Raw genomic sequence first — 17564 nt, 5'->3', positions numbered from 1 at the left:
TCTTATTCTATGTTGAGCATGAGCCGAGAGGCTACCACAAAGAGTGTAGAATCAATATCGCTGAATTGCTGATTTTATAGCGGCAATTCAACGTGCATTTTTAAGCCACCGAGATCACTGCGTGAGGCGTTAATTTGTCCACTGTGTTGAACGATAGCGCTTTGCGTGATCGCCAGACCAAGACCCGTACCCCCAGAGTCACGATCGCGTGCGGTAGAGACGCGATAGAAAGGTCTAAAGATATCTTCAAGCTCGTCATCAGGCACACCAGGGCCATCATCCTCTACGATGATGTTTAGCATCTCTGATTGCTGATAGACGGCGATGTTGATCTCTGATTCGCTATAGCGAATGGCGTTACGAACGATATTCTCGATAGCGCTCATTAGAAGCTTCGGGTTACCGACAATGGAAACGTCAGGTATCTCGGAGAAGTGCAGCGCTTTACCCACTTGTTCTGCTTCAAACTGAGCGTCACTGAAGATCTCTTCCCATAGGCTGCTTGCTGGTTGGCTTTCGCGCGTGACGTGACTGTCAGTGCTCATGCGCGATAGCTCGAGCAGTTCACCTATCATCTGCTCCAAGCGCTGCGCCTCGGTATCAATACGTGTAAGCTCTGCACTTTCTCCTTGCTTACGCGTCGCGAGGCCTGTCGCCATTCTAAGGCGCGTAAGTGGTGAACGAAGCTCGTGAGAGATATCAGAGAGCAGCCGCTGCTGACCTGAAATCATTTGATTTACGGCCAGCACCATTTGGTTAAAGCTCTGACCGGCTTGTCGAAATTCCGTCGTACCGGTTTCTAGGTCTGGATCTGGCTTGAACTCTCCATTGGCGACCCGCTTAGCGGCGCGCTCAAGGCGTCTTGCAGGCTGGCTAAGCGCCCAGGCAAGCCACAGTAGTAGCGGTGTACTGACCGCCATCACTACGAGTAAAAGCTGGAATGGCTTATCAAACATACGGAGCAGAAACGGTGGTGGCTGCGTCCAGCGCAGTCCGATATAGAGATAGTAATCCTGATTCGCTAGCTCGATAGGCATGGGTCCTACAAGCATATAGCGCCCGTAGAGCTTTTGCATTGGCGTGTCGAAGGCGTCAACCGAGGTGATGAAGTTTTTGAGCATACGTTCTTTGAAGTCTGTGCGCTTCTGCGTGCTCAGGATGTTGCCTTCTTGGTCGACAATAAAGAAACTCGGTCCTTTGGATTTATGGTCTTTATTGTGCTGTCGTTCAGATTTGTCAATCTTGTAGACGATACGCCCAATGTTGTTCTCACCAGCAAATTCGCGCTCAATTCTGTCGCGAACGTTGGTCATCTGCCCAAGTGTTTCTCCGGAGACCTCTTTTGCTACCCGAGGATCAAGGTGAGGGAGTGCCAGTACCGCAATCAGCACCAACAACATGGTGAACCAAAAGATGGCGAAAATACGACCATACAGGCTGGTGATCTTGGGCAGTTTCATGATTATTCCTTCACTAGCAAGTAGCCGCGACCACGAAGGGTCTTGATTCTAGGCTTGCCGTCTAATTTCTCGGGAAGTTTTTTTCTTAGGTTCGATACGTGCATATCGACAGCGCGGTCAAACGCAGATAGTCGCTTGCCGAGCACATCAAGACTGAGCGCTTCTTTGGTTAAGGTCTCCCCAGGTTTTTGCACAAAGTAATGCAGCAGCGCGAACTCGGTTGTAGTGAGATCGAGCAAGTTACCCTGACAGGTTGCTTCTTGTCTTGCTGGGAAAACCTCAATATCGTCGAAACGCACACCGTCAGAGGTATTGGTCTCGGATTTGTTGGAGGTGCGTCTGAGTATTGCTTTGATACGTGCTAAGAGCTCCCGATCACTGAAGGGCTTTGGTAAGTAGTCGTCAGCGCCAAGCTCTAAACCAATGACACGGTCGATCTCTTCGCCCTTCGCGGTGAGCATTAATACCGGCGTTTCCCAGGTTTCACGCAGCTTTTTGAGTGTGTCCATGCCATTTAGGCGCGGCATCATCACATCCATCAATACCAAATCGATCTCTTCGCTCATCGCTTCTAGACCTGCGAAACCATCGTTAGCTTCGGAAACATCAAAGCCCTCATAGCTGAGAATATCTTTTAATAAGCTGGTGAGTTCAGTGTCGTCATCGATAAGAAGAATGTGTGCCATATCTACCTCAGAATCTATTGTGCCCTGTAATAATAAAGCGTTAATGTCCCAAAAAAGCGATCTTTACGATTCTTTACGCTCGCTGTACGTTGCTTTACGCGCTAGCCCCTATTCTATACTCAAGCGCTGCAGAGGCAGCCATGGTATGAATCACATAAGGGTAAAGATTATGAAACTTTCAAAAAAATTGGTTATCGCTGCAACAGTTCTTCCACTCGCTCTAGGCTCAGCAAGCGCACTCGCATACGGTGGTGGTAAAGGTGGTCATCACGGTAAAGGCGGTGAGGGTATGTGCGGTGGCTTCGACGGTAAGCGCATGTTCCGTGAACTTGACTTAACTGACACTCAGAAAGAGCAGATGAAGCAGCTTCGCGAAAGCAACAAGCAGCAGATGAAACAGAAGTTTGGTGGTGATTTTGCTGCTAAGAAAGCGGAAATGCAGGCTCGCCAGCAAAAAATGCAAGATTTGGTATTGGCCGATACCTTTGATGTAGAAGCCGCAAATGCTCTAGCAACGGAAATGGTTGAAAAACAAGCTGAGCGTCGCGTGAAAAAGCTAGAGAAGCAACATGAGATGATGAGCATTCTAACGCCAGAGCAAAAAGTGAAGTTTAAAGAACTGTCTCAAGAGCGTATGGAAAAATGCTTCGCGAAAATGGAGAAGCGCGCAGAGAAATTTGCTGAAGAGTAATCGTCTGATAGCCATCGCGGTTCGCGATGGCTTTTCTTTGGGTCCTGCGACCTGATGATTGTGAATTTCCCTTATAGTGACTTTTTCTCATTCACTTTTGTCACTATCTGTTGCGACCAAATTTGGTCGCTTTTTTCTATTTTTGTCATCAATAATCGGTATACTTGCTTTGTGTTTAGAAATAACCCAAGGACCTAACACTTAGCGCATGAAGGATAACTACGCGAAACTGGTGACAACCGCAGCATGGGCTGCAACGACGATAGCGACCATTTTGCTGATAGCAAAGGTGATCACCTGGTGGGTGACAGGCTCGGTCAGCTTACTCGCCTCTTTAATTGACTCCCTACTTGATATTGCCGCTTCAGTTATTAACTTAGTGGTGGTTCGATACTCACTGCAACCGGCAGACAAAGAGCATACCTTTGGGCATGGCAAAGCCGAATCCCTAGCCGCGTTGGCGCAGTCAATGTTTATCACTGGCTCTGCCTGCTTCCTCATTCTTAATGGTATTGACCGCTTCTTTAGACCCCATGAGCTTAATTCTCCTGAGCTTGGCATCTATGTCAGTTTATTCGCATTGGTTCTCACATCGGGTTTGGTAGCTTTTCAAAAATACGTAGTGAAAAAGACCGGCAGTCAGGCCATTGCCGCAGATTCTTTGCATTATCAAACCGACCTATATATGAATGTTGCAATTATGGTGGCGCTGGGACTGAGCTGGTATGGCATTGGTCAGGCTGACTCTGTGTTCGCAGTTGCGATTGGCGTCTTCATTCTAGTGAGTGCGATTAAGATGGCTTATGAAGCGGTTCAATCGCTTTTGGACCGTCAGCTACCAGAAGAAGAGCTGGTTGTGATTCGTCAGGTCTGTAATGACGTAGAAGGGGTGATTGGTGTTCATCAGCTGAGAACGCGCATGTCCGGGCCGGTTCGTTTCATTCAGTTACACTTAGAGCTGGATGATCATTTACCACTGATAGAAGCGCATCGCATTGCCGATCTTGCAGAAGACAAAGTGATAGAAGCATTCCCGGGCGCGGATGTCATTATCCACCAAGACCCGTATTCAGTGGTGTTGCATGAAGAGGCGGAACAGAAGAAACAAGACTTTTAACGCACGGGGCGTAGAGCAAGCAGCACGATGGGGTGAGGCTGAGTAGACATGGCAATGTTAAATTCAATTGTCTATTATCAATGCGCGTGATAAAAAAGTGCGATTCTGATGTGAATCAACGTAAGAGCCAGTATAAACTGTAATACTCTTACATAAGTAATAAAGTTACGTCAGTGATGTTTTGGGGAACGCGCTGACAAAGAGTAACGATAACAACAAGATTTCCGTGGGGCGCAGATTTATGCGACCTACTTAAAGTTTAAAATTAGATTGCCAAATCGAGGGTGAGCATGATTAAGAAAATTGGTGTTTTGACAAGTGGTGGTGACGCACCTGGTATGAATGCTGCGGTACGCGGCGTGGTTCGTACTGCTCTGTCAGAGGGCTTGGAAGTGTACGGCGTATTCGACGGCTACCTTGGTCTTTACGAAGACCGTATCAAGCCACTTGATCGTTCAAGCGTTTCTGACGTGATCAACCGTGGTGGTACATTCCTAGGTTCTGCACGTTTCCCTGAGTTTAAAGAAGTGGAAGTTCGTGAAAAAGCGATCGAGAACCTTAAGAAGCACGGCATCGATGCACTCGTAGTTGTTGGTGGTGACGGCTCTTACATGGGGGCGAAAAAGCTAACTGAGATGGGTTACCCATGTATCGGTCTTCCAGGCACTATCGATAACGACATCGCAGGTACTGACTACACGATCGGTTACCTAACAGCACTTAACACAGTTATCGACGCGATCGACCGTCTGCGTGACACATCATCGTCTCACCAACGTATCTCTATCGTAGAAATCATGGGTCGTCACTGTGGTGACCTAACCCTGATGTCTGCAATCGCTGGTGGCTGTGAGTACATCATTACTCCAGAAACGGGTCTGAATAAAGACCAGCTTATCAGCAACATCCAAGACGGTATTGCTAAAGGTAAGAAGCACGCAATCATTGCACTTACTGAGCTAATGATGGATGCCAATGAGCTAGCAAAAGAGATCGAAGACGCAACAGGTCGTGAGACTCGCGCAACGGTACTTGGTCATATTCAGCGTGGTGGTCGTCCAACGGCGTTCGACCGTGTTCTAGCATCTCGCATGGGTAACTACGCAGTTCATCTTCTTCTAGAAGGTCACGGTGGCCGTTGTGTTGGTATCCAGAAAGAGCAGCTTGTTCACCACGACATCATTGATGCGATTGAGAACATGAAGCGTCCAGTACGTGATGACCTATTCAAGGTAGCTGAAGAGCTGTTCTAATCGAACTCGCACCGAAATAATCGTGAAAAGCCGCTGCATTTGCAGCGGCTTTTTTTATGCACGAGCTCGGAGTAGTATGCCTAGCGAGCAGGCACAAAAAAGCCGGCTCCCCAAGAACCGGCTTTTTGGTAATCAATAGAGATTACTTAGCTTTAGCTGCCGCCGCTGCTTTAGCGATAGCTGCGAAGCTCTTAGCATCTAGAGATGCACCACCAACTAGAGCACCGTCGATGTCTGGTTGTGAGAAGTAAGCTTCCGCGTTCTCTGGCTTAACAGAACCACCGTATTGGATGATTACTTGCTCAGCGACTGCTGCGTTTTTCTCTGCGATTAGAGCGCGGATAGAAGCGTGGATGCGCTGTGCATCTTCTGCAGTTGCTGCTTTACCAGTACCGATAGCCCAGATTGGCTCGTATGCGATGATAGCGTCGTTAAGTGCTTCAACACCGTAAGCGTCGATCACTGCGTTGATTTGACGTGCACAAACTGCTTCAGTTTCGCCTGCTTCGTTTTGCGCTTCAGATTCACCGATACAGAAAACTGGCTTCAGGCCGTTCTCTTTTAGGAATGCGAATTTCTTAGCGATGAACTCGTCTGATTCGTTGTGGTACTCACGACGCTCAGAGTGACCGATGATGATGTGAGTCGCACCGAAGTCTTTCAGCATTTCTGGAGACATGTCGCCAGTGAAAGCACCGCTGTTGTTTAGGTCTGTGTTTTGTGCACCAAGGATGATCTTGTTGCCGCCTTCTGCGATTACACGCTCAGCTAGATCGATGTATAGTGCTGGTGGAGCTACCGCCACGTCTACACCAGTTACGCCTTCAAGTTCAGCGTTTAGACCAGTTAGCAGCTCAGTTACCATTGCTTTGCTGCCGTTGAGTTTCCAGTTACCCATAACTACAGGTTGACGCATGAGATTTTCTCCAAAATCAGTGTTTGTAAAAAACGAATGTAAAAAATAAACGTGATTACGAAAGAATATAACAGATTAATTCATGTAGATCATGATTGGGGTCATTTCTTTATCGCTTTGGTATCTTATCCTAACAATTGCCTAGAATGGCGCGCCCAAGTGATCCAGTAAACAGAATAATAGAATACTTCTCGGAATTTTACTCGCGGCTTGCTATACCTTGTCGCCTATTGGTCACAACAAAGGGAAGTCGTATGCCGAATCTGGTTCTAGAATATTCGAATACAGCCGATGAAAGGTTGAATGTACAAGGGTTATTGGAAGACCTACACCGAGTGACGCTGAACTGCGGACTGTTTGACGCTGATTCCGTTAAGTCGCGTTCCCTGCGCAGCCACAACTGGTTGATTGGCGAGTATGGTGACAGCGAAGATTTTGTGCACATCAGCTTTGAGCTATTATCTGGAAGGACAGATGAGCAAAAACGCGAGCTTTCAAGAAAGCTGATGGACGTGTTAAGAGAGCAGGCGAGCCATATTAAGAGCTTAACAGTGAACATTCGCGATATGGACAAGACCTGCTTTCAAAAGATTACCAATTAATACGAGAGTGATTTGATGCCGTTAAAATCGTTACTGTTTTCATTCAATGGACGCATTGGTCGTAAGACATTCTGGATGTGGAATGTCTGTTACTACTTAGCCATTATGATTGTTGCACAGGGGCTTAATTTTCTATTCCCTAATGTGATGCAGTTTTTGTTGCCCTTGCTATTGCTGATGCTGCTTATCCCTGACCTAGCTATCACGGCGAAGCGTTGGCATGACCGCAATAAATCTAATTGGTGGCTATTGCTTAACTTGCCATTGGTGTTTGGTCGCATGAGTTTACCGACGTTAGACCCTGCGACAGCCGCTCAGCCGTCGATGGTGCAAAGTTTGTTGTCGTTTTCAGCCCTAGCGTGTGGTGCATGGATTTTAGTGGAGTGTGGTTTTCTTAAAGGCACAGAAGGTCCTAACCAATACGGTGATGAGCCCAAGTAATGCGCTTACGAATCGTGTGAGAAAAGGGAAGCATTGGCTTCCCTTTTTCGTTCGCGACTATTTTTGCGTACGGGCTGGTTCAGCGCCACTCCTCATCGCGGCGAAATGGCAACACATCGGCCGTTTGTTTTGGCGATGGGAGGTTGCCATGCAGCGCCTCTGAAAATTTAACGATCTGCTTGTGGAGCTCTTCTCTCAACAGCACATTGGCGTGGATAGGGTTTTTGGCGCGCTGTAGCACTCGCTCAATGTGCGATTGCTGGGCATGCAGTCTTGGTTGCATGTCACTCGAGCAGCTCTCGATAAATTGCTCACACAGTTGATGTCGCAGCTGGCTGAGCTTCTCTGGGTCTTCTTTTGCCATCACTGCTAGCTCCTCAAAAGAGGGGAGTGAAATCGGCTCTGCCATGTTTGCCTTCCTATGCCTAACGTTATCGAACCATATTCATAGCGTAGGACTTAATGAGAAAAGACAAACTTAAATGCATGACGTGTCTCAGAGTTGAGACACGTAGGTTGGGATCAATGTTTTGCGTGAAACTTGTAGACGCATCGTCTGGCGCCTTTAACGATATGCTCATCGCGCTCGACGTTGACATCGCTGCCAACCAAGGCTTGAAATACATTGAGCTCAGATTGACATAGCGCTTCGCAGCGAGAAGCCGCTTTGCAAATAGGGCAGTGATTCTCGATGAGCACAAACCCATCATCGGTTTGCTCAAGCTCTGCCATGTAGCCATCTTTCTCGCGCAATTCAGTCAATTTCTGAACCTTGCTTTGCAAGTCGGGTAGTTGATCAAAGTGCGGTTGGTAGGTTGTGAGAGTGTTGAACTCGCGTTCTTTGGAGACTTTCTCAAGCCCCTCACTGCCAAACACATTCTCAATGGCGTCAATAAACTGAATGGTGAGGTCGCTATGGCGGTCGGAAAAGCGCGCATGACCTTGAGCGGTCAAGGACCAATGTCTATTCGGGCGACCCACTTTGACTTTGACGTCTTCGAATCGCAACAATCCATCCTCTTCAAGGCTTTGGAGGTGCTGCCTTGCCCCCATGGTCGTGATGCCCAAACGCTCCGCAATACGTTTTGCGGTGACGGCTCCCTCGCGTTTTATGATGTCTATGATGTGATCAGTGGCTTTCATCAGTGCATCCGTTCTGTTTGTTCAGCCTTAAGGTAAAGATAGTCGAGGTATTATGGCGGATAAGGTTAATAAAGCAAATTATTTACAATGTTGCGTATGGATAAATGACGTCTAACCAAATAAAAAAAGCGCTGATGAAGATCAGCGCTTTTCTATCGCGAACTCGATTAAAGGATGATATCGCGGATCTCTGGGTCTTTACGCTCTAGGTAGTGCGTAGACTTGATGCGTCGAATGGTACGACAGCGCCCACGGATCAGCAGGGTTTCTGTTGTCGCGATGTTGCCTTGACGAGTGATGCCCTCAAGTAGGTCACCCTTTGTGATGCCCGTTGCCGAGAATACGACATTGTCGCTACGTGCCATATCTTCCATACGCAGCACGACATTCGCTTCAACGCCCATTTCCGCGCAGCGCTCAAGCTCGTCTTGTCCTGCTTTACGGTTTTCTTCGGTATCGCCTTTTACTGCGTGACGAGGCAGCAGACGACCGTTCATGTCACCATCAAGCGCGCGAATTACCGCTGCAGAAACCACACCCTCTGGCGCGCCACCGATGCAGTACATTACGTCTACTTCACTGTCTGGCATACACGTGAGAATCGATGCCGCTACATCACCATCTGGCACTGCGAACACGCGAACACCCATTGCTTGCATCTCAGCGATAACCTGATCGTGACGTGGTTTTGCTAGCGTGGTCACTACGAGAGTATCAAGGGTTTTGCCCAGCGCGGCTGCGATGTTGTTTAGGTTTTCTTTGAGTGGCTTGTTAAGGTCAATGACGCCTTTAGCGCCAGGACCCACAACCAGCTTCTCCATGTACATATCCGGAGCTTTCAAGAAGCTGCCTTTCTCGCCCGCAGCAAGAACGGCTAGCGCGTTAGACTGACCCATCGCCGTCATACGTGTGCCTTCAATTGGGTCAACAGCGATATCTACCGCATCGCCACCGATACCCACGTGCTCACCAATGTACAGCATAGGTGCATCGTCGATTTCACCCTCACCAATAACGATTTCACCTTCGATATCGGTCTTGTTCAGTAGGCTGCGCATGACCTCCACCGCTGCACCATCGGCAGCATTTTTGTCGCCTCGTCCTAGCCACTTATAACCTGCTAGTGCGGCACCTTCGGTAACTCGTGAAAAAGCCATTGCTAAATCGCGCTTCATACTGACTCCAATTTAATGAAAAATGACAAATGATTTACGGCGCGAATTCTAGCATATCAGAAGGGAAACGTTTGCCTTTTTATCTGTTTGGTGGCGATCTTGTCGTTAAAATCGTAGATGGTGTAGAGCTTGCAAAGCCAAAGCCATTATTGAATAACGTTTTTTAGTAAACGGCAGGTCAGTTTACGGCGCTTTTTTGACCGAATAGTGAAAAATCTGCAATATAGGACGTGTCTATCTTCTCTAGGCTGAGTAGAATGGGGCACTATAGGGTATATAGAATGAAGCATTTTCATTTCACAGGATTAAACAAGGGTAGGCCGAGATGTCTTTTGAAGTACTGGAACAACTAGAAGCAAAAATTCAAACTGCAGTTGACACAATCGCTCTTCTTCAAATGGAAGTAGAGGAATTGAAAGAAGAGAAAGCACAGCTAGCGAACCAAGCTGAAGAGCTACGCAGCAGCCGTGTAGAGCTAGAGCAGAAGACAGAGCAGATGCAGCGCGAGCATAGCCAATGGCAAGAGCGCATTCGCAACCTACTAGGTAAAATGGACGAAGTAGAGTAAGTTTTCGCTCCTTCGAGAATATTGAAAGCACCCTGCATTGGGTGCTTTTTTGTTTTCTCACCATGAATGGATCACGTGGTGAATATGCGAAATACGGGTGTTGTTTGGTCTAACCAGTGTAACTCACCGTCTCTTGACTTTTCGTGTACAAGTTGAGCACGTATACTAACTCTAACTAGGGAAAGGAAAAGTTAGAATGAAAACACGTGACAAAATAGTCTATGCCGCCCTCGACTTGTTCAATACTGATGGCGAGCGCAACGTGACAACCAACCATATTGCGGCGCACATTGAGATTAGCCCGGGCAATCTCTACTACCATTTCCGAAACAAACAAGAAATCGTTCGCGAGATTTTTGCGCTTTACTCGCAAGAACTCATCGAGCGTTTTACCCCAGTCCAAGGCCAGCAAGAGAGCCTAGCACTGCTGAAACATTACCTGGATTCTATCTTCACTCTGATGTGGAAATACCGCTTCTTCTATGCCAATCTGCCAGAGATTTTGCAGCGAGACCCAAAGCTGCATGAAGAGTACATCGAGGTTCAAGAGCGCTTGCAGGGCAACTTGGTCAACATTCTCAAGGCATTTGTAGAGCTAGATTTGCTCACCATCAACGATAAAGAGCTCAAGTCACTGGTCACAACCCTGCACATGATGGCAGTGGGTTGGCTAAGCTATCAGTCAGCGATGTCACCACGTACTAAAATCACCGAAGAGGTGATTCAACAAGGCATGCTACAAATGATCCATGTGGTTAAGCCTCTGGCGACCGATAAAGGTAAAGAGCAACTAACATTGCTAGAAGATGGCGTTCGCATGATGGGTAGCCCAACAAGCTAACTGTCGCTAACGGCATGATATATAGCCAATTCGTATTGTCCAAACCCTACTTAACAAGTAGGGTTTGTGGTTTCTATCCCCGCATTAAAGGAAGAGTGTGAAGGTGCATTACGATGTATTCAATGGCGATGCCGACGGCATACTTGCCTTACTGCAATTACGTTTAGCGCAGCCAATAGAGAGCCAACTTATCTCGGGCATTAAACGTGATATCGCTCTGTTGCAGCAGGTGCCCCCCGAGCAGGCTAGCTCAGTGACGGTGCTCGATATCTCGATGGATAAAAATCAAGCCGCGATCGAGAAGCTTTTGGATCATCATGTTCCAACTACTTATATTGACCATCACAAAGCATCTTCCATTCCAAATAGCCAATACCTTGATGCCCATATTGACCTGGATGCGAATACCTGTACGGCACTGATTGTCGACAAGTTGCTCCAAGGCCAATTTAGGTTATGGGCTGTTGCTGCTGCGTATGGCGACAACATGCTGGCAAGTGCTGAGGCATTGGCATCGACTTTAGGGTTAAGTGATGAGCAGCGCCGCTTACTTAACGAGCTGGGTACGCTGATCAATTACAACGGCTACGGTGAAAGCCTCGAAGACCTGCATTTTAATCCGGTTGATTTGTATCAGCAGCTTTTGGCCTACCATGATCCTTTTGAGTGTATTGGTGATCACCGCTCCCCATATCATGTACTCAAAGCGGCCTTTGCACAGGACGAAGCAGCGCTGAGCGCTGCGCAGACACGCCATGATTCAGCGGTGCTTAAAGTGGTCTTGCTGCCGGATAGTGCGGCAGCGAGACGAATGTCGGGTACCTGGATTAATAGACTTGCCAATCAATCCCCTAATCAAGCGCATATCTCATTAGTGCCAAGAAGCGATGCGTCGGGAGAGCCATGCTATACCGTATCGGTGAGAGCGCCACTCAATAATAAGCAAGGGGCAGGGGAGATTTGCAGTCAGTTTGCCACCGGTGGTGGCAGAGAAGCGGCAGGCGGCATTAACGGTATGCCAGAGAGCGAGCTAGAAAGGCTGATTAAGATTGCAACGGCACGCTACTCATCACAATGAGTAGCGGTACTGAGCTAGCGCTTTAACCAGCTTTTCGGGTTTTGGACTTTACTATTACGACGGATCTCAAAGTAGAGGGATGAGCTGTCTTGACCACCAGTATCGCCGGCAAGAGCAATAGTTTCGCCAGCCGCGACCTTATCACCCTCTTTCTTTAGCAGGGTTTGGTTGTAGCCATATAACGTCATATCGCCTTTACCATGGTCGAGCAGAACTACGAGTCCATAGCCGCGCAGATAGTCGGCGAATACCACGGTTCCAGAGTAAACTGACTTAACCGAGTCGCCATAGTTGGCAGCGATGACCATGCCTTTCCAGTTGACTTGTCCGGTTTGTTTGGTACCAAAGCTATGAAGCACCTTGCCTTTTACTGGCCATGGAAGACGACCTTTTTGACGAGCAAGACCATCCATCGGTACTTGGTTGCGCTTCGCTGCCTTAGCAATTTCGGCTTTTAGCCTAGTTTCATTGCGCTGCAGTTCCGCGAGGTAATTTTTATCGCTGGAGATACTGCGGCGAATTTTGCTTACCGTGCTTTGTCGGCTGCTTCGATTCTTAGCTAAGGTGTCACGCTTGGCTTTTTGTTGCTCTAAAAGCTGAGCGATCTGATTGCGCTCAAGCTCCAATGCTCGCTCACTTTCCGCTAGCTTGCGTTCGGTCTCGGCAAGTTGTTCCAGTGTTTCGGCGCGGGCCTTCGCTAGATGCTGATAGTATTGACTGATACGGTCTTGGTCAGGGTCTGTGCTTAGCACACCGGACGCGGAGTTATTTTGCTTGGTGATGTAGTAGGTTTGTACCAGTTCAGCGAGCACCTTTTGTTGCTGCTCTTTTTGCTGTGTCAATGCCTCAACTTGGCTATGAAACCCATCTAGGTTGCGGTTGGCTTGAGCAAGCGCTGCCGTTGTCGCTTTGATTTCTTTCTCGACATTAGAAATGCCAATCTCTTGCTCACGCAGTGATTTTTGCAGCGTATCGAGCTCTTTTTGCTGTGCAGATAGTGATTTTTGCTGACGACTTATCTCGCTTTTTACACCTGTGAGTTCATTTTGGTTTGCAAGGCTATGGGCGCTTGGTAATGCGAGCCCTAAACACACGACCAGTGCAGACAAACGAGGGGTAAAAAGCCTAATTCTGTTTGGTTTCATCCTAATTCCACTACACGCAGCGACAAGAGTTTGCTCATTCAATAGTAATCATAACTGATTGATAGTTCACTATAGCTGTTCGCAATCCGCACCTCTAAAGTGATGTTGCCATTATATCCACACATGGCACCTTAGGCGCAAGCAAACAAAAACGCCGATGTAGAAACATCGGCGTTTTTCATGACTGCGAAAGGCAATTACTTAACTAGGACCTCACCAGACATCTCTGCTGGAATTTCCATGTCAGTCATCGCTAGCATAGTTGGTGCAAGGTCAGACAGTTTACCGCCTTCTTTGAACTCAACCGCTTTGTCACCTACGTAGATTAGAGGTACTGGTAGGTTAGTGTGAGCAGTGTGCGTACCGCCAGTCACTGGGTCTACCATCATCTCTGCGTTACCGTGGTCAGCCGTGATCAGCATTTGACCGCCCACTTCTTTGATCGCGTCTACGACTTTGCCAACGCTCGCATCAAGAGCTTCGATAGCTTGCTCAGCAGCTTCGTAAACACCTGTGTGACCAACCATGTCTGCGTTTGGATAGTTACAGATGATAGTGTCGTACTTACCAGACTTGATAGCCGCAACCATCTTCTCTGTTAGCTCTTCAGAGCTCATTTCTGGCTGTAGGTCGTAAGTCGCTACTTTTGGAGAAGCAACGAGCTGACGCTCCTCGCCGTCAAACTCGTTCTCAACACCACCGTTGAAGAAGAACGTCACGTGTGCGTATTTCTCTGTTTCAGAGATACGTAGCTGAGTCTTACCTGCTTTCGATAGCCACTCACCGTATGTGTTCTCAAGAGACGCTGGTGGGAAAGCGATAGATAGTGGGATGTCAGCTGCGTATTGCGTTAGCATGACGAAGTTGATCGCTGGGAATACTGCGCGCTCAAAGCCATCAAACTCAGGTACGAACGTACGAGTGATTTGACGTGCACGGTCAGCACGGTAGTTCATGAAAATAACTGCGTCACCATCTTGGATCGCTGCGTCTTCTTGACCTTCAGCTTTGATAGCCGTTGCTTTAACGAACTCATCGTTCTCTTCACGAGCGTAAGCTGCTTCAAGACCTGCAACTGCATTGTCGTAAGTGAACTCAGCTTTACCTTGAGTCAGTAGGTCGTAAGCAACTTGTACGCGGTCCCAGTTGTTATCACGATCCATTGCGTAGTAACGACCGATTAGAGACGCTACGCGGCCTTTACCAAGCTCAGCAAATAGCTCGTCGAAACGCTTTAGTGAACCTTCAGCGCTACGAGGCGGTGTATCACGGCCGTCTAGGAAGCAGTGTAGGTAGATTTTCTCAGCGCCACGCTCTGCTGCCATTTTCACAGCTGCGTAAATGTGGTCTTCGTGAGAGTGAACACCACCTGGAGACATAAGACCCATAAGGTGTACAGCTTTACCTGCTGCAACTGCTTTGTCGATAGCGGCAACAAGCGCTTCGTTCTGAGAGAACTCACCGTCAGCGATTGATTTAGTGATGCGAGTTAGGTCTTGATAAACAACACGACCAGCGCCGATGTTAGTGTGACCTACTTCTGAGTTACCCATTTGACCGTCTGGTAGACCTACGTCCATACCAGAAGCCGAAATAAGAGTACGTGGGTTGTTTGCCCACAAGCCATCCATTACTGGAGTTTTTGCGTTGTTGATTGCGTTGCTTGCGTTGTCTTCACGGTAACCCCAACCGTCAAGAATCACTAGAGCCATTGGCTTCTTAGCTGACATAGTTATAACCTCGTCAAATCGATAGTAACTTTACAGAAAACAAATTAGCGTAATTTTACTACACTTTTTACCCATAACTGTAGTGGCAGATCAAATAATGTTTGTGATTACCGTTGCTGGGTTACAGTTTTATCTAGCTAATTCGTCTGTTTATGTTCTTTGTGAGGTAATCATAGACGTTATTTTCGTGAGATACCTCGGCTTTATCTCTATTAATACGCCTTGTTCAGTCGCTTTGACTAATCGGTTTTTTCTATCTCTGCAATAGTGTCTAGTGCCGCCATTGCCAGGCAAGGCGAGGAGAAGGATCCCAATTCTCCGCTCGAAACATTTTCCCCTCTCGCCACGGCGAGGCTAAGCCGCTATACTCCTCGACTGATTTAATGTTCAACTATCTAAGAGCGCAAGCTATGCAAGAGTATTTAGAATTTTTTCAAGAAAACATGATCATGTCGCTAGTGTGGGTTGCACTATTTGTTGCTCTGATCGCTAACATCTTTAAATCAGCGAACGCAGCATATAAAGAAGTCTCTGCAGCACAAGTCACACACATGATGAACCGTGAGAATGGCATCGTGGTGGATATTCGTTCAAAAGACGAATTCAAACGTGGTCACATTACTGACGCACTTCACGTTTTACCTTCAGATATCAAAGCGGGTTCTTTCGGCAGCCTTGAAAACCACAAATCAGCCCCAATCATTGTGGTATGTAAGACTGGTCAAACGGCGCAAGAGAGCGCGAACTTGCTTGCAAAAGCAGGGTTTGAAAAGGTTTACTTGCTGAAAAATGGTCTAGTGGCTTGGAGCGAAGCAAACCTACCGCTGATCAAAGGCAAGAAGTAACACAGAATTTTGAGTGATTTCGCGGCAGTTATGACTAAGGGATGTGATAAATGCCACGGAATTCACGGCTCGCCTAGTCATCAAACATTGGCTCGGCTAGTCTGCAAGAAAACTCATTAACGTTTTGACAAATTTAGACGTATTTAAGGAAATCATCATGGCTGAAGCAGCTCCACAAGAAGCACAACAAAACTTCTCAATCCAACGTATCTTTCTAAAAGACGTATCATTTGAGGCGCCAAACTCGCCAGATATGTTCCAGAAAGACTGGAACCCTGATGTTAAGCTAGATCTTGACACTCAAAGCCGTGAACTAGGTCAAGGCGTATACGAAGTTGTTCTTCGCCTGACAGTGACAGTGAAAAACGCAGAAGAAACTGCATTCCTATGTGAAGTACAACAAGGTGGTATCTTCACTGCAGAGCAAATGGAAGCAGGTCAACTTGCACATTGCCTAGGTGCATTCTGCCCGAACATCCTATTCCCGTACGCTCGTGAGACTATCTCAAGCCTAACGATGAAAGGTACGTTCCCTCAACTGAACCTAGCGCCAGTTAACTTTGACGCACTGTTCATGAACTACCTACAGCAGCAAGCTCAGCAAGAAGGTCAAGCGGAAGCTTAATCTCCTTCGCAGAGTGATTCTGCGTTAACGAGTCTATGTAATGAAAATGCACAGCGCACCGCGATGTGCATTTTTTATTTGCTTATACAGGTTTAGACTTATACCCAAGTCATCTCGAGAGATCACCGCTTTTAGGGTCACTTGGGTATAACAAAGAAACATAATCATACCGACAAATTAGGTGGTGTTATGAATAACGCATATGGAAAAGAAATCGCAATGACCGTTATTGGTGCTGGCTCTTATGGCACGTCGCTTGCGATTTCGCTAGCGAGAAACGGTGCGAATGTGGTGATTTGGGGACACGAACCTGAACACATGGCAAAACTAGAAGCCGATCGTGCAAACCATGAGTTCTTGCCTGGCATTGAGTTTCCAGAGTCTTTGATTGTTGAATCGGATCTGCAAAAAGCGGTTCAGGCGAGTCGTGACTTACTGGTTGTGGTCCCAAGCCATGTGTTTGGTATTGTGCTCAACAGCATTAAGCCACACCTTAGAGAAGACAGTCGTATCTGCTGGGCAACGAAAGGGCTTGAGCCGGAGACAGGACGCTTACTTAAAGATGTAGCACACGACATCATTGGTGAGAATTACCCGCTGGCGGTACTATCAGGCCCAACCTTTGCTAAAGAGCTGGCAGCTGGCCTACCGACGGCGATCGCCGTTGCCTCTCCAGATGCGCAGTTTGTGGCGGATCTACAAGAAAAGATCCACTGCAGCAAAACATTCCGCGTCTATGCCAACGATGACTTCACTGGTATGCAGCTTGGCGGCGCCGTGAAGAACGTCATCGCGATTGGCGCGGGTATGTCGGATGGCATTGGCTTTGGTGCCAATGCTCGTACCGCTCTCATCACTCGTGGTCTCGCGGAGATGACTCGCCTGGGTGCAGCGCTCGGCGCTAAGCCTGATACCTTTATGGGGATGGCGGGCCTGGGCGATTTGGTATTGACGTGTACCGATAACCAATCGCGCAACCGTCGCTTTGGTCTTGCGCTGGGTGAAGGTAAGGATGTCGATACCGCACAAACCGAAATTGGTCAGGTAGTGGAAGGCTATCGCAATACCAAAGAGGTGTGGTTGTTGTCTCAACGCATGGGTGTAGAGATGCCAATTGTTGACCAAATCTATCAAGTATTGTATCAAGGGAAAGACGCGCGCCTTGCAGCGCAAGATCTACTCGCTAGGGATAAAAAAGCCGAGCAGCAATAATCGCTCGACGGATGATTGAGTATCCATCGTAGGACC

Annotated in this window: 19 protein-coding genes; 11 read left to right on the top strand and 8 right to left on the bottom strand. The window is 47.7% G+C overall.

The genetic code is table 11. The features are described from left to right. Positions 1-74: 74 nt before the first annotated feature. Both cpxA and AC6I8U_RS15230 read right to left on the bottom strand, forming a co-directional pair. Complete coding sequence (gene cpxA, locus AC6I8U_RS15235) at positions 75-1460, bottom strand: envelope stress sensor histidine kinase CpxA (protein ID WP_498017285.1); 1386 nt, start codon at positions 1458-1460, stop codon at positions 75-77. A gap of 2 nt (positions 1461-1462) precedes the next feature. Further along, positions 1463-2146, bottom strand: a complete 684-nt coding sequence (locus tag AC6I8U_RS15230) for a response regulator (protein WP_042478828.1) — start codon at positions 2144-2146, stop codon at positions 1463-1465. Positions 2147-2315: 169 nt separating this feature from the next. Here AC6I8U_RS15230 and AC6I8U_RS15225 point away from each other — a divergent pair, with 169 nt between their 5' ends. From AC6I8U_RS15225 to pfkA, 3 genes are all read left to right on the top strand, one after another. Then, positions 2316-2837, top strand: coding sequence for a CpxP family protein (locus tag AC6I8U_RS15225; protein ID WP_498017284.1), 522 nt, complete (start codon positions 2316-2318; stop codon positions 2835-2837). A 208-nt stretch (positions 2838-3045) separates the two neighbouring features. Next, a complete protein-coding gene (gene fieF, locus AC6I8U_RS15220) occupies positions 3046-3954 on the top strand; it encodes a CDF family cation-efflux transporter FieF (protein WP_498017283.1) in 909 nt (302 codons plus the stop codon). A gap of 290 nt (positions 3955-4244) precedes the next feature. Then, on the top strand, positions 4245-5207 hold the full coding sequence (pfkA, locus tag AC6I8U_RS15215; protein ID WP_498017282.1) for a 6-phosphofructokinase: 963 nt from the start codon (positions 4245-4247) through the stop codon (positions 5205-5207). Between the two features lie 142 nt (positions 5208-5349). Here the strand turns inward: pfkA and tpiA are convergent, their stop codons facing one another. After that, complete coding sequence (gene tpiA, locus AC6I8U_RS15210) at positions 5350-6123, bottom strand: triose-phosphate isomerase (RefSeq protein ID WP_498017281.1); 774 nt, start codon at positions 6121-6123, stop codon at positions 5350-5352. A 254-nt stretch (positions 6124-6377) separates the two neighbouring features. Between tpiA and AC6I8U_RS15205 the strand changes: the two genes are divergently transcribed. Both AC6I8U_RS15205 and AC6I8U_RS15200 read left to right on the top strand, forming a co-directional pair. Beyond that, positions 6378-6725 (top strand): 5-carboxymethyl-2-hydroxymuconate Delta-isomerase, encoded by a 348-nt coding sequence (locus tag AC6I8U_RS15205; RefSeq protein WP_446569850.1) that lies wholly within the window; start codon positions 6378-6380, stop codon positions 6723-6725. Between the two features lie 15 nt (positions 6726-6740). Next, positions 6741-7166 carry a DUF805 domain-containing protein gene (locus tag AC6I8U_RS15200; protein WP_042478839.1) on the top strand — a complete coding sequence of 142 codons (426 nt, stop codon included), beginning with the start codon at positions 6741-6743 and terminating at the stop codon, positions 7164-7166. Positions 7167-7245: 79 nt separating this feature from the next. On the opposite strand, the gene AC6I8U_RS15195 is transcribed toward AC6I8U_RS15200, so the two are convergent. From AC6I8U_RS15195 to glpX, 3 genes are all read right to left on the bottom strand, one after another. Continuing rightward, the gene (locus tag AC6I8U_RS15195) at positions 7246-7575 is read right to left on the bottom strand and encodes a DUF3135 domain-containing protein (RefSeq protein WP_498017280.1); all 330 of its coding nucleotides are present in this window, start codon (positions 7573-7575) and stop codon (positions 7246-7248) included. A 113-nt stretch (positions 7576-7688) separates the two neighbouring features. Then, positions 7689-8309 carry a helix-turn-helix transcriptional regulator gene (locus AC6I8U_RS15190; protein WP_498017279.1) on the bottom strand — a complete coding sequence of 207 codons (621 nt, stop codon included), beginning with the start codon at positions 8307-8309 and terminating at the stop codon, positions 7689-7691. Positions 8310-8476: 167 nt separating this feature from the next. Further along, positions 8477-9484 carry a class II fructose-bisphosphatase gene (glpX, locus tag AC6I8U_RS15185; protein ID WP_042478847.1) on the bottom strand — a complete coding sequence of 336 codons (1008 nt, stop codon included), beginning with the start codon at positions 9482-9484 and terminating at the stop codon, positions 8477-8479. A 325-nt stretch (positions 9485-9809) separates the two neighbouring features. Here glpX and zapB point away from each other — a divergent pair, with 325 nt between their 5' ends. The 3 genes from zapB to AC6I8U_RS15170 all read left to right on the top strand — a co-directional run bounded on the left by zapB (position 9810) and on the right by AC6I8U_RS15170 (position 11971). Further along, a complete protein-coding gene (gene zapB, locus AC6I8U_RS15180; RefSeq protein WP_042478850.1) occupies positions 9810-10052 on the top strand; it encodes a cell division protein ZapB in 243 nt (80 codons plus the stop codon). Between the two features lie 196 nt (positions 10053-10248). Then, positions 10249-10893: a TetR/AcrR family transcriptional regulator gene (locus tag AC6I8U_RS15175; protein WP_128649666.1), complete on the top strand. Its 645-nt coding sequence runs from the start codon at positions 10249-10251 to the stop codon at positions 10891-10893. A 103-nt stretch (positions 10894-10996) separates the two neighbouring features. Beyond that, a complete protein-coding gene (locus AC6I8U_RS15170) occupies positions 10997-11971 on the top strand; it encodes a DHH family phosphoesterase (protein ID WP_498018378.1) in 975 nt (324 codons plus the stop codon). Positions 11972-11985: 14 nt separating this feature from the next. On the opposite strand, the gene AC6I8U_RS15165 is transcribed toward AC6I8U_RS15170, so the two are convergent. Together AC6I8U_RS15165 and gpmM are read right to left on the bottom strand one after the other, a co-directional pair. Then, positions 11986-13116: a murein hydrolase activator EnvC family protein gene (locus AC6I8U_RS15165; protein ID WP_252013149.1), complete on the bottom strand. Its 1131-nt coding sequence runs from the start codon at positions 13114-13116 to the stop codon at positions 11986-11988. A gap of 197 nt (positions 13117-13313) precedes the next feature. Next, positions 13314-14846 carry a 2,3-bisphosphoglycerate-independent phosphoglycerate mutase gene (gene gpmM, locus AC6I8U_RS15160; RefSeq protein ID WP_498017278.1) on the bottom strand — a complete coding sequence of 511 codons (1533 nt, stop codon included), beginning with the start codon at positions 14844-14846 and terminating at the stop codon, positions 13314-13316. A gap of 410 nt (positions 14847-15256) precedes the next feature. Here gpmM and AC6I8U_RS15155 point away from each other — a divergent pair, with 410 nt between their 5' ends. From AC6I8U_RS15155 to gpsA, 3 genes are all read left to right on the top strand, one after another. Further along, positions 15257-15691, top strand: coding sequence for a rhodanese-like domain-containing protein (locus AC6I8U_RS15155; protein WP_498017277.1), 435 nt, complete (start codon positions 15257-15259; stop codon positions 15689-15691). 157 nt (positions 15692-15848) lie between these two features. Then, positions 15849-16316: a protein-export chaperone SecB gene (secB, locus tag AC6I8U_RS15150; protein ID WP_042478856.1), complete on the top strand. Its 468-nt coding sequence runs from the start codon at positions 15849-15851 to the stop codon at positions 16314-16316. A gap of 189 nt (positions 16317-16505) precedes the next feature. Further along, positions 16506-17528, top strand: coding sequence for an NAD(P)H-dependent glycerol-3-phosphate dehydrogenase (gene gpsA / locus AC6I8U_RS15145; protein ID WP_446569844.1), 1023 nt, complete (start codon positions 16506-16508; stop codon positions 17526-17528). Positions 17529-17564: the final 36 nt, after the last annotated feature.

Source organism: Vibrio sp. KUL80 (assembly GCF_059725495.1).
The sequence above is the reverse complement of the archived record's forward strand: the minus strand, read 5'-3'. Positions and strand labels throughout refer to the sequence as shown.

What these genes read in the sequence shown, in the direction of transcription:
- cpxA (WP_498017285.1), bottom strand. Translation starts at nt 1,460, where the DNA reads ATGAAACTGCCCAAGATCACCAGCCTGTATGGTCGTATTTTCGCCATC.
- AC6I8U_RS15230 (WP_042478828.1), bottom strand. Translation starts at nt 2,146, where the DNA reads ATGGCACACATTCTTCTTATCGATGACGACACTGAACTCACCAGCTTA.
- AC6I8U_RS15225 (WP_498017284.1), top strand. Translation starts at nt 2,316, where the DNA reads ATGAAACTTTCAAAAAAATTGGTTATCGCTGCAACAGTTCTTCCACTC.
- fieF (WP_498017283.1), top strand. Translation starts at nt 3,046, where the DNA reads ATGAAGGATAACTACGCGAAACTGGTGACAACCGCAGCATGGGCTGCA.
- pfkA (WP_498017282.1), top strand. Translation starts at nt 4,245, where the DNA reads ATGATTAAGAAAATTGGTGTTTTGACAAGTGGTGGTGACGCACCTGGT.
- tpiA (WP_498017281.1), bottom strand. Translation starts at nt 6,123, where the DNA reads ATGCGTCAACCTGTAGTTATGGGTAACTGGAAACTCAACGGCAGCAAA.
- AC6I8U_RS15205 (WP_446569850.1), top strand. Translation starts at nt 6,378, where the DNA reads ATGCCGAATCTGGTTCTAGAATATTCGAATACAGCCGATGAAAGGTTG.
- AC6I8U_RS15200 (WP_042478839.1), top strand. Translation starts at nt 6,741, where the DNA reads ATGCCGTTAAAATCGTTACTGTTTTCATTCAATGGACGCATTGGTCGT.
- AC6I8U_RS15195 (WP_498017280.1), bottom strand. Translation starts at nt 7,575, where the DNA reads ATGGCAGAGCCGATTTCACTCCCCTCTTTTGAGGAGCTAGCAGTGATG.
- AC6I8U_RS15190 (WP_498017279.1), bottom strand. Translation starts at nt 8,309, where the DNA reads ATGAAAGCCACTGATCACATCATAGACATCATAAAACGCGAGGGAGCC.
- glpX (WP_042478847.1), bottom strand. Translation starts at nt 9,484, where the DNA reads ATGAAGCGCGATTTAGCAATGGCTTTTTCACGAGTTACCGAAGGTGCC.
- zapB (WP_042478850.1), top strand. Translation starts at nt 9,810, where the DNA reads ATGTCTTTTGAAGTACTGGAACAACTAGAAGCAAAAATTCAAACTGCA.
- AC6I8U_RS15175 (WP_128649666.1), top strand. Translation starts at nt 10,249, where the DNA reads ATGAAAACACGTGACAAAATAGTCTATGCCGCCCTCGACTTGTTCAAT.
- AC6I8U_RS15165 (WP_252013149.1), bottom strand. Translation starts at nt 13,116, where the DNA reads ATGAAACCAAACAGAATTAGGCTTTTTACCCCTCGTTTGTCTGCACTG.
- gpmM (WP_498017278.1), bottom strand. Translation starts at nt 14,846, where the DNA reads ATGTCAGCTAAGAAGCCAATGGCTCTAGTGATTCTTGACGGTTGGGGT.
- AC6I8U_RS15155 (WP_498017277.1), top strand. Translation starts at nt 15,257, where the DNA reads ATGCAAGAGTATTTAGAATTTTTTCAAGAAAACATGATCATGTCGCTA.
- secB (WP_042478856.1), top strand. Translation starts at nt 15,849, where the DNA reads ATGGCTGAAGCAGCTCCACAAGAAGCACAACAAAACTTCTCAATCCAA.
- gpsA (WP_446569844.1), top strand. Translation starts at nt 16,506, where the DNA reads ATGAATAACGCATATGGAAAAGAAATCGCAATGACCGTTATTGGTGCT.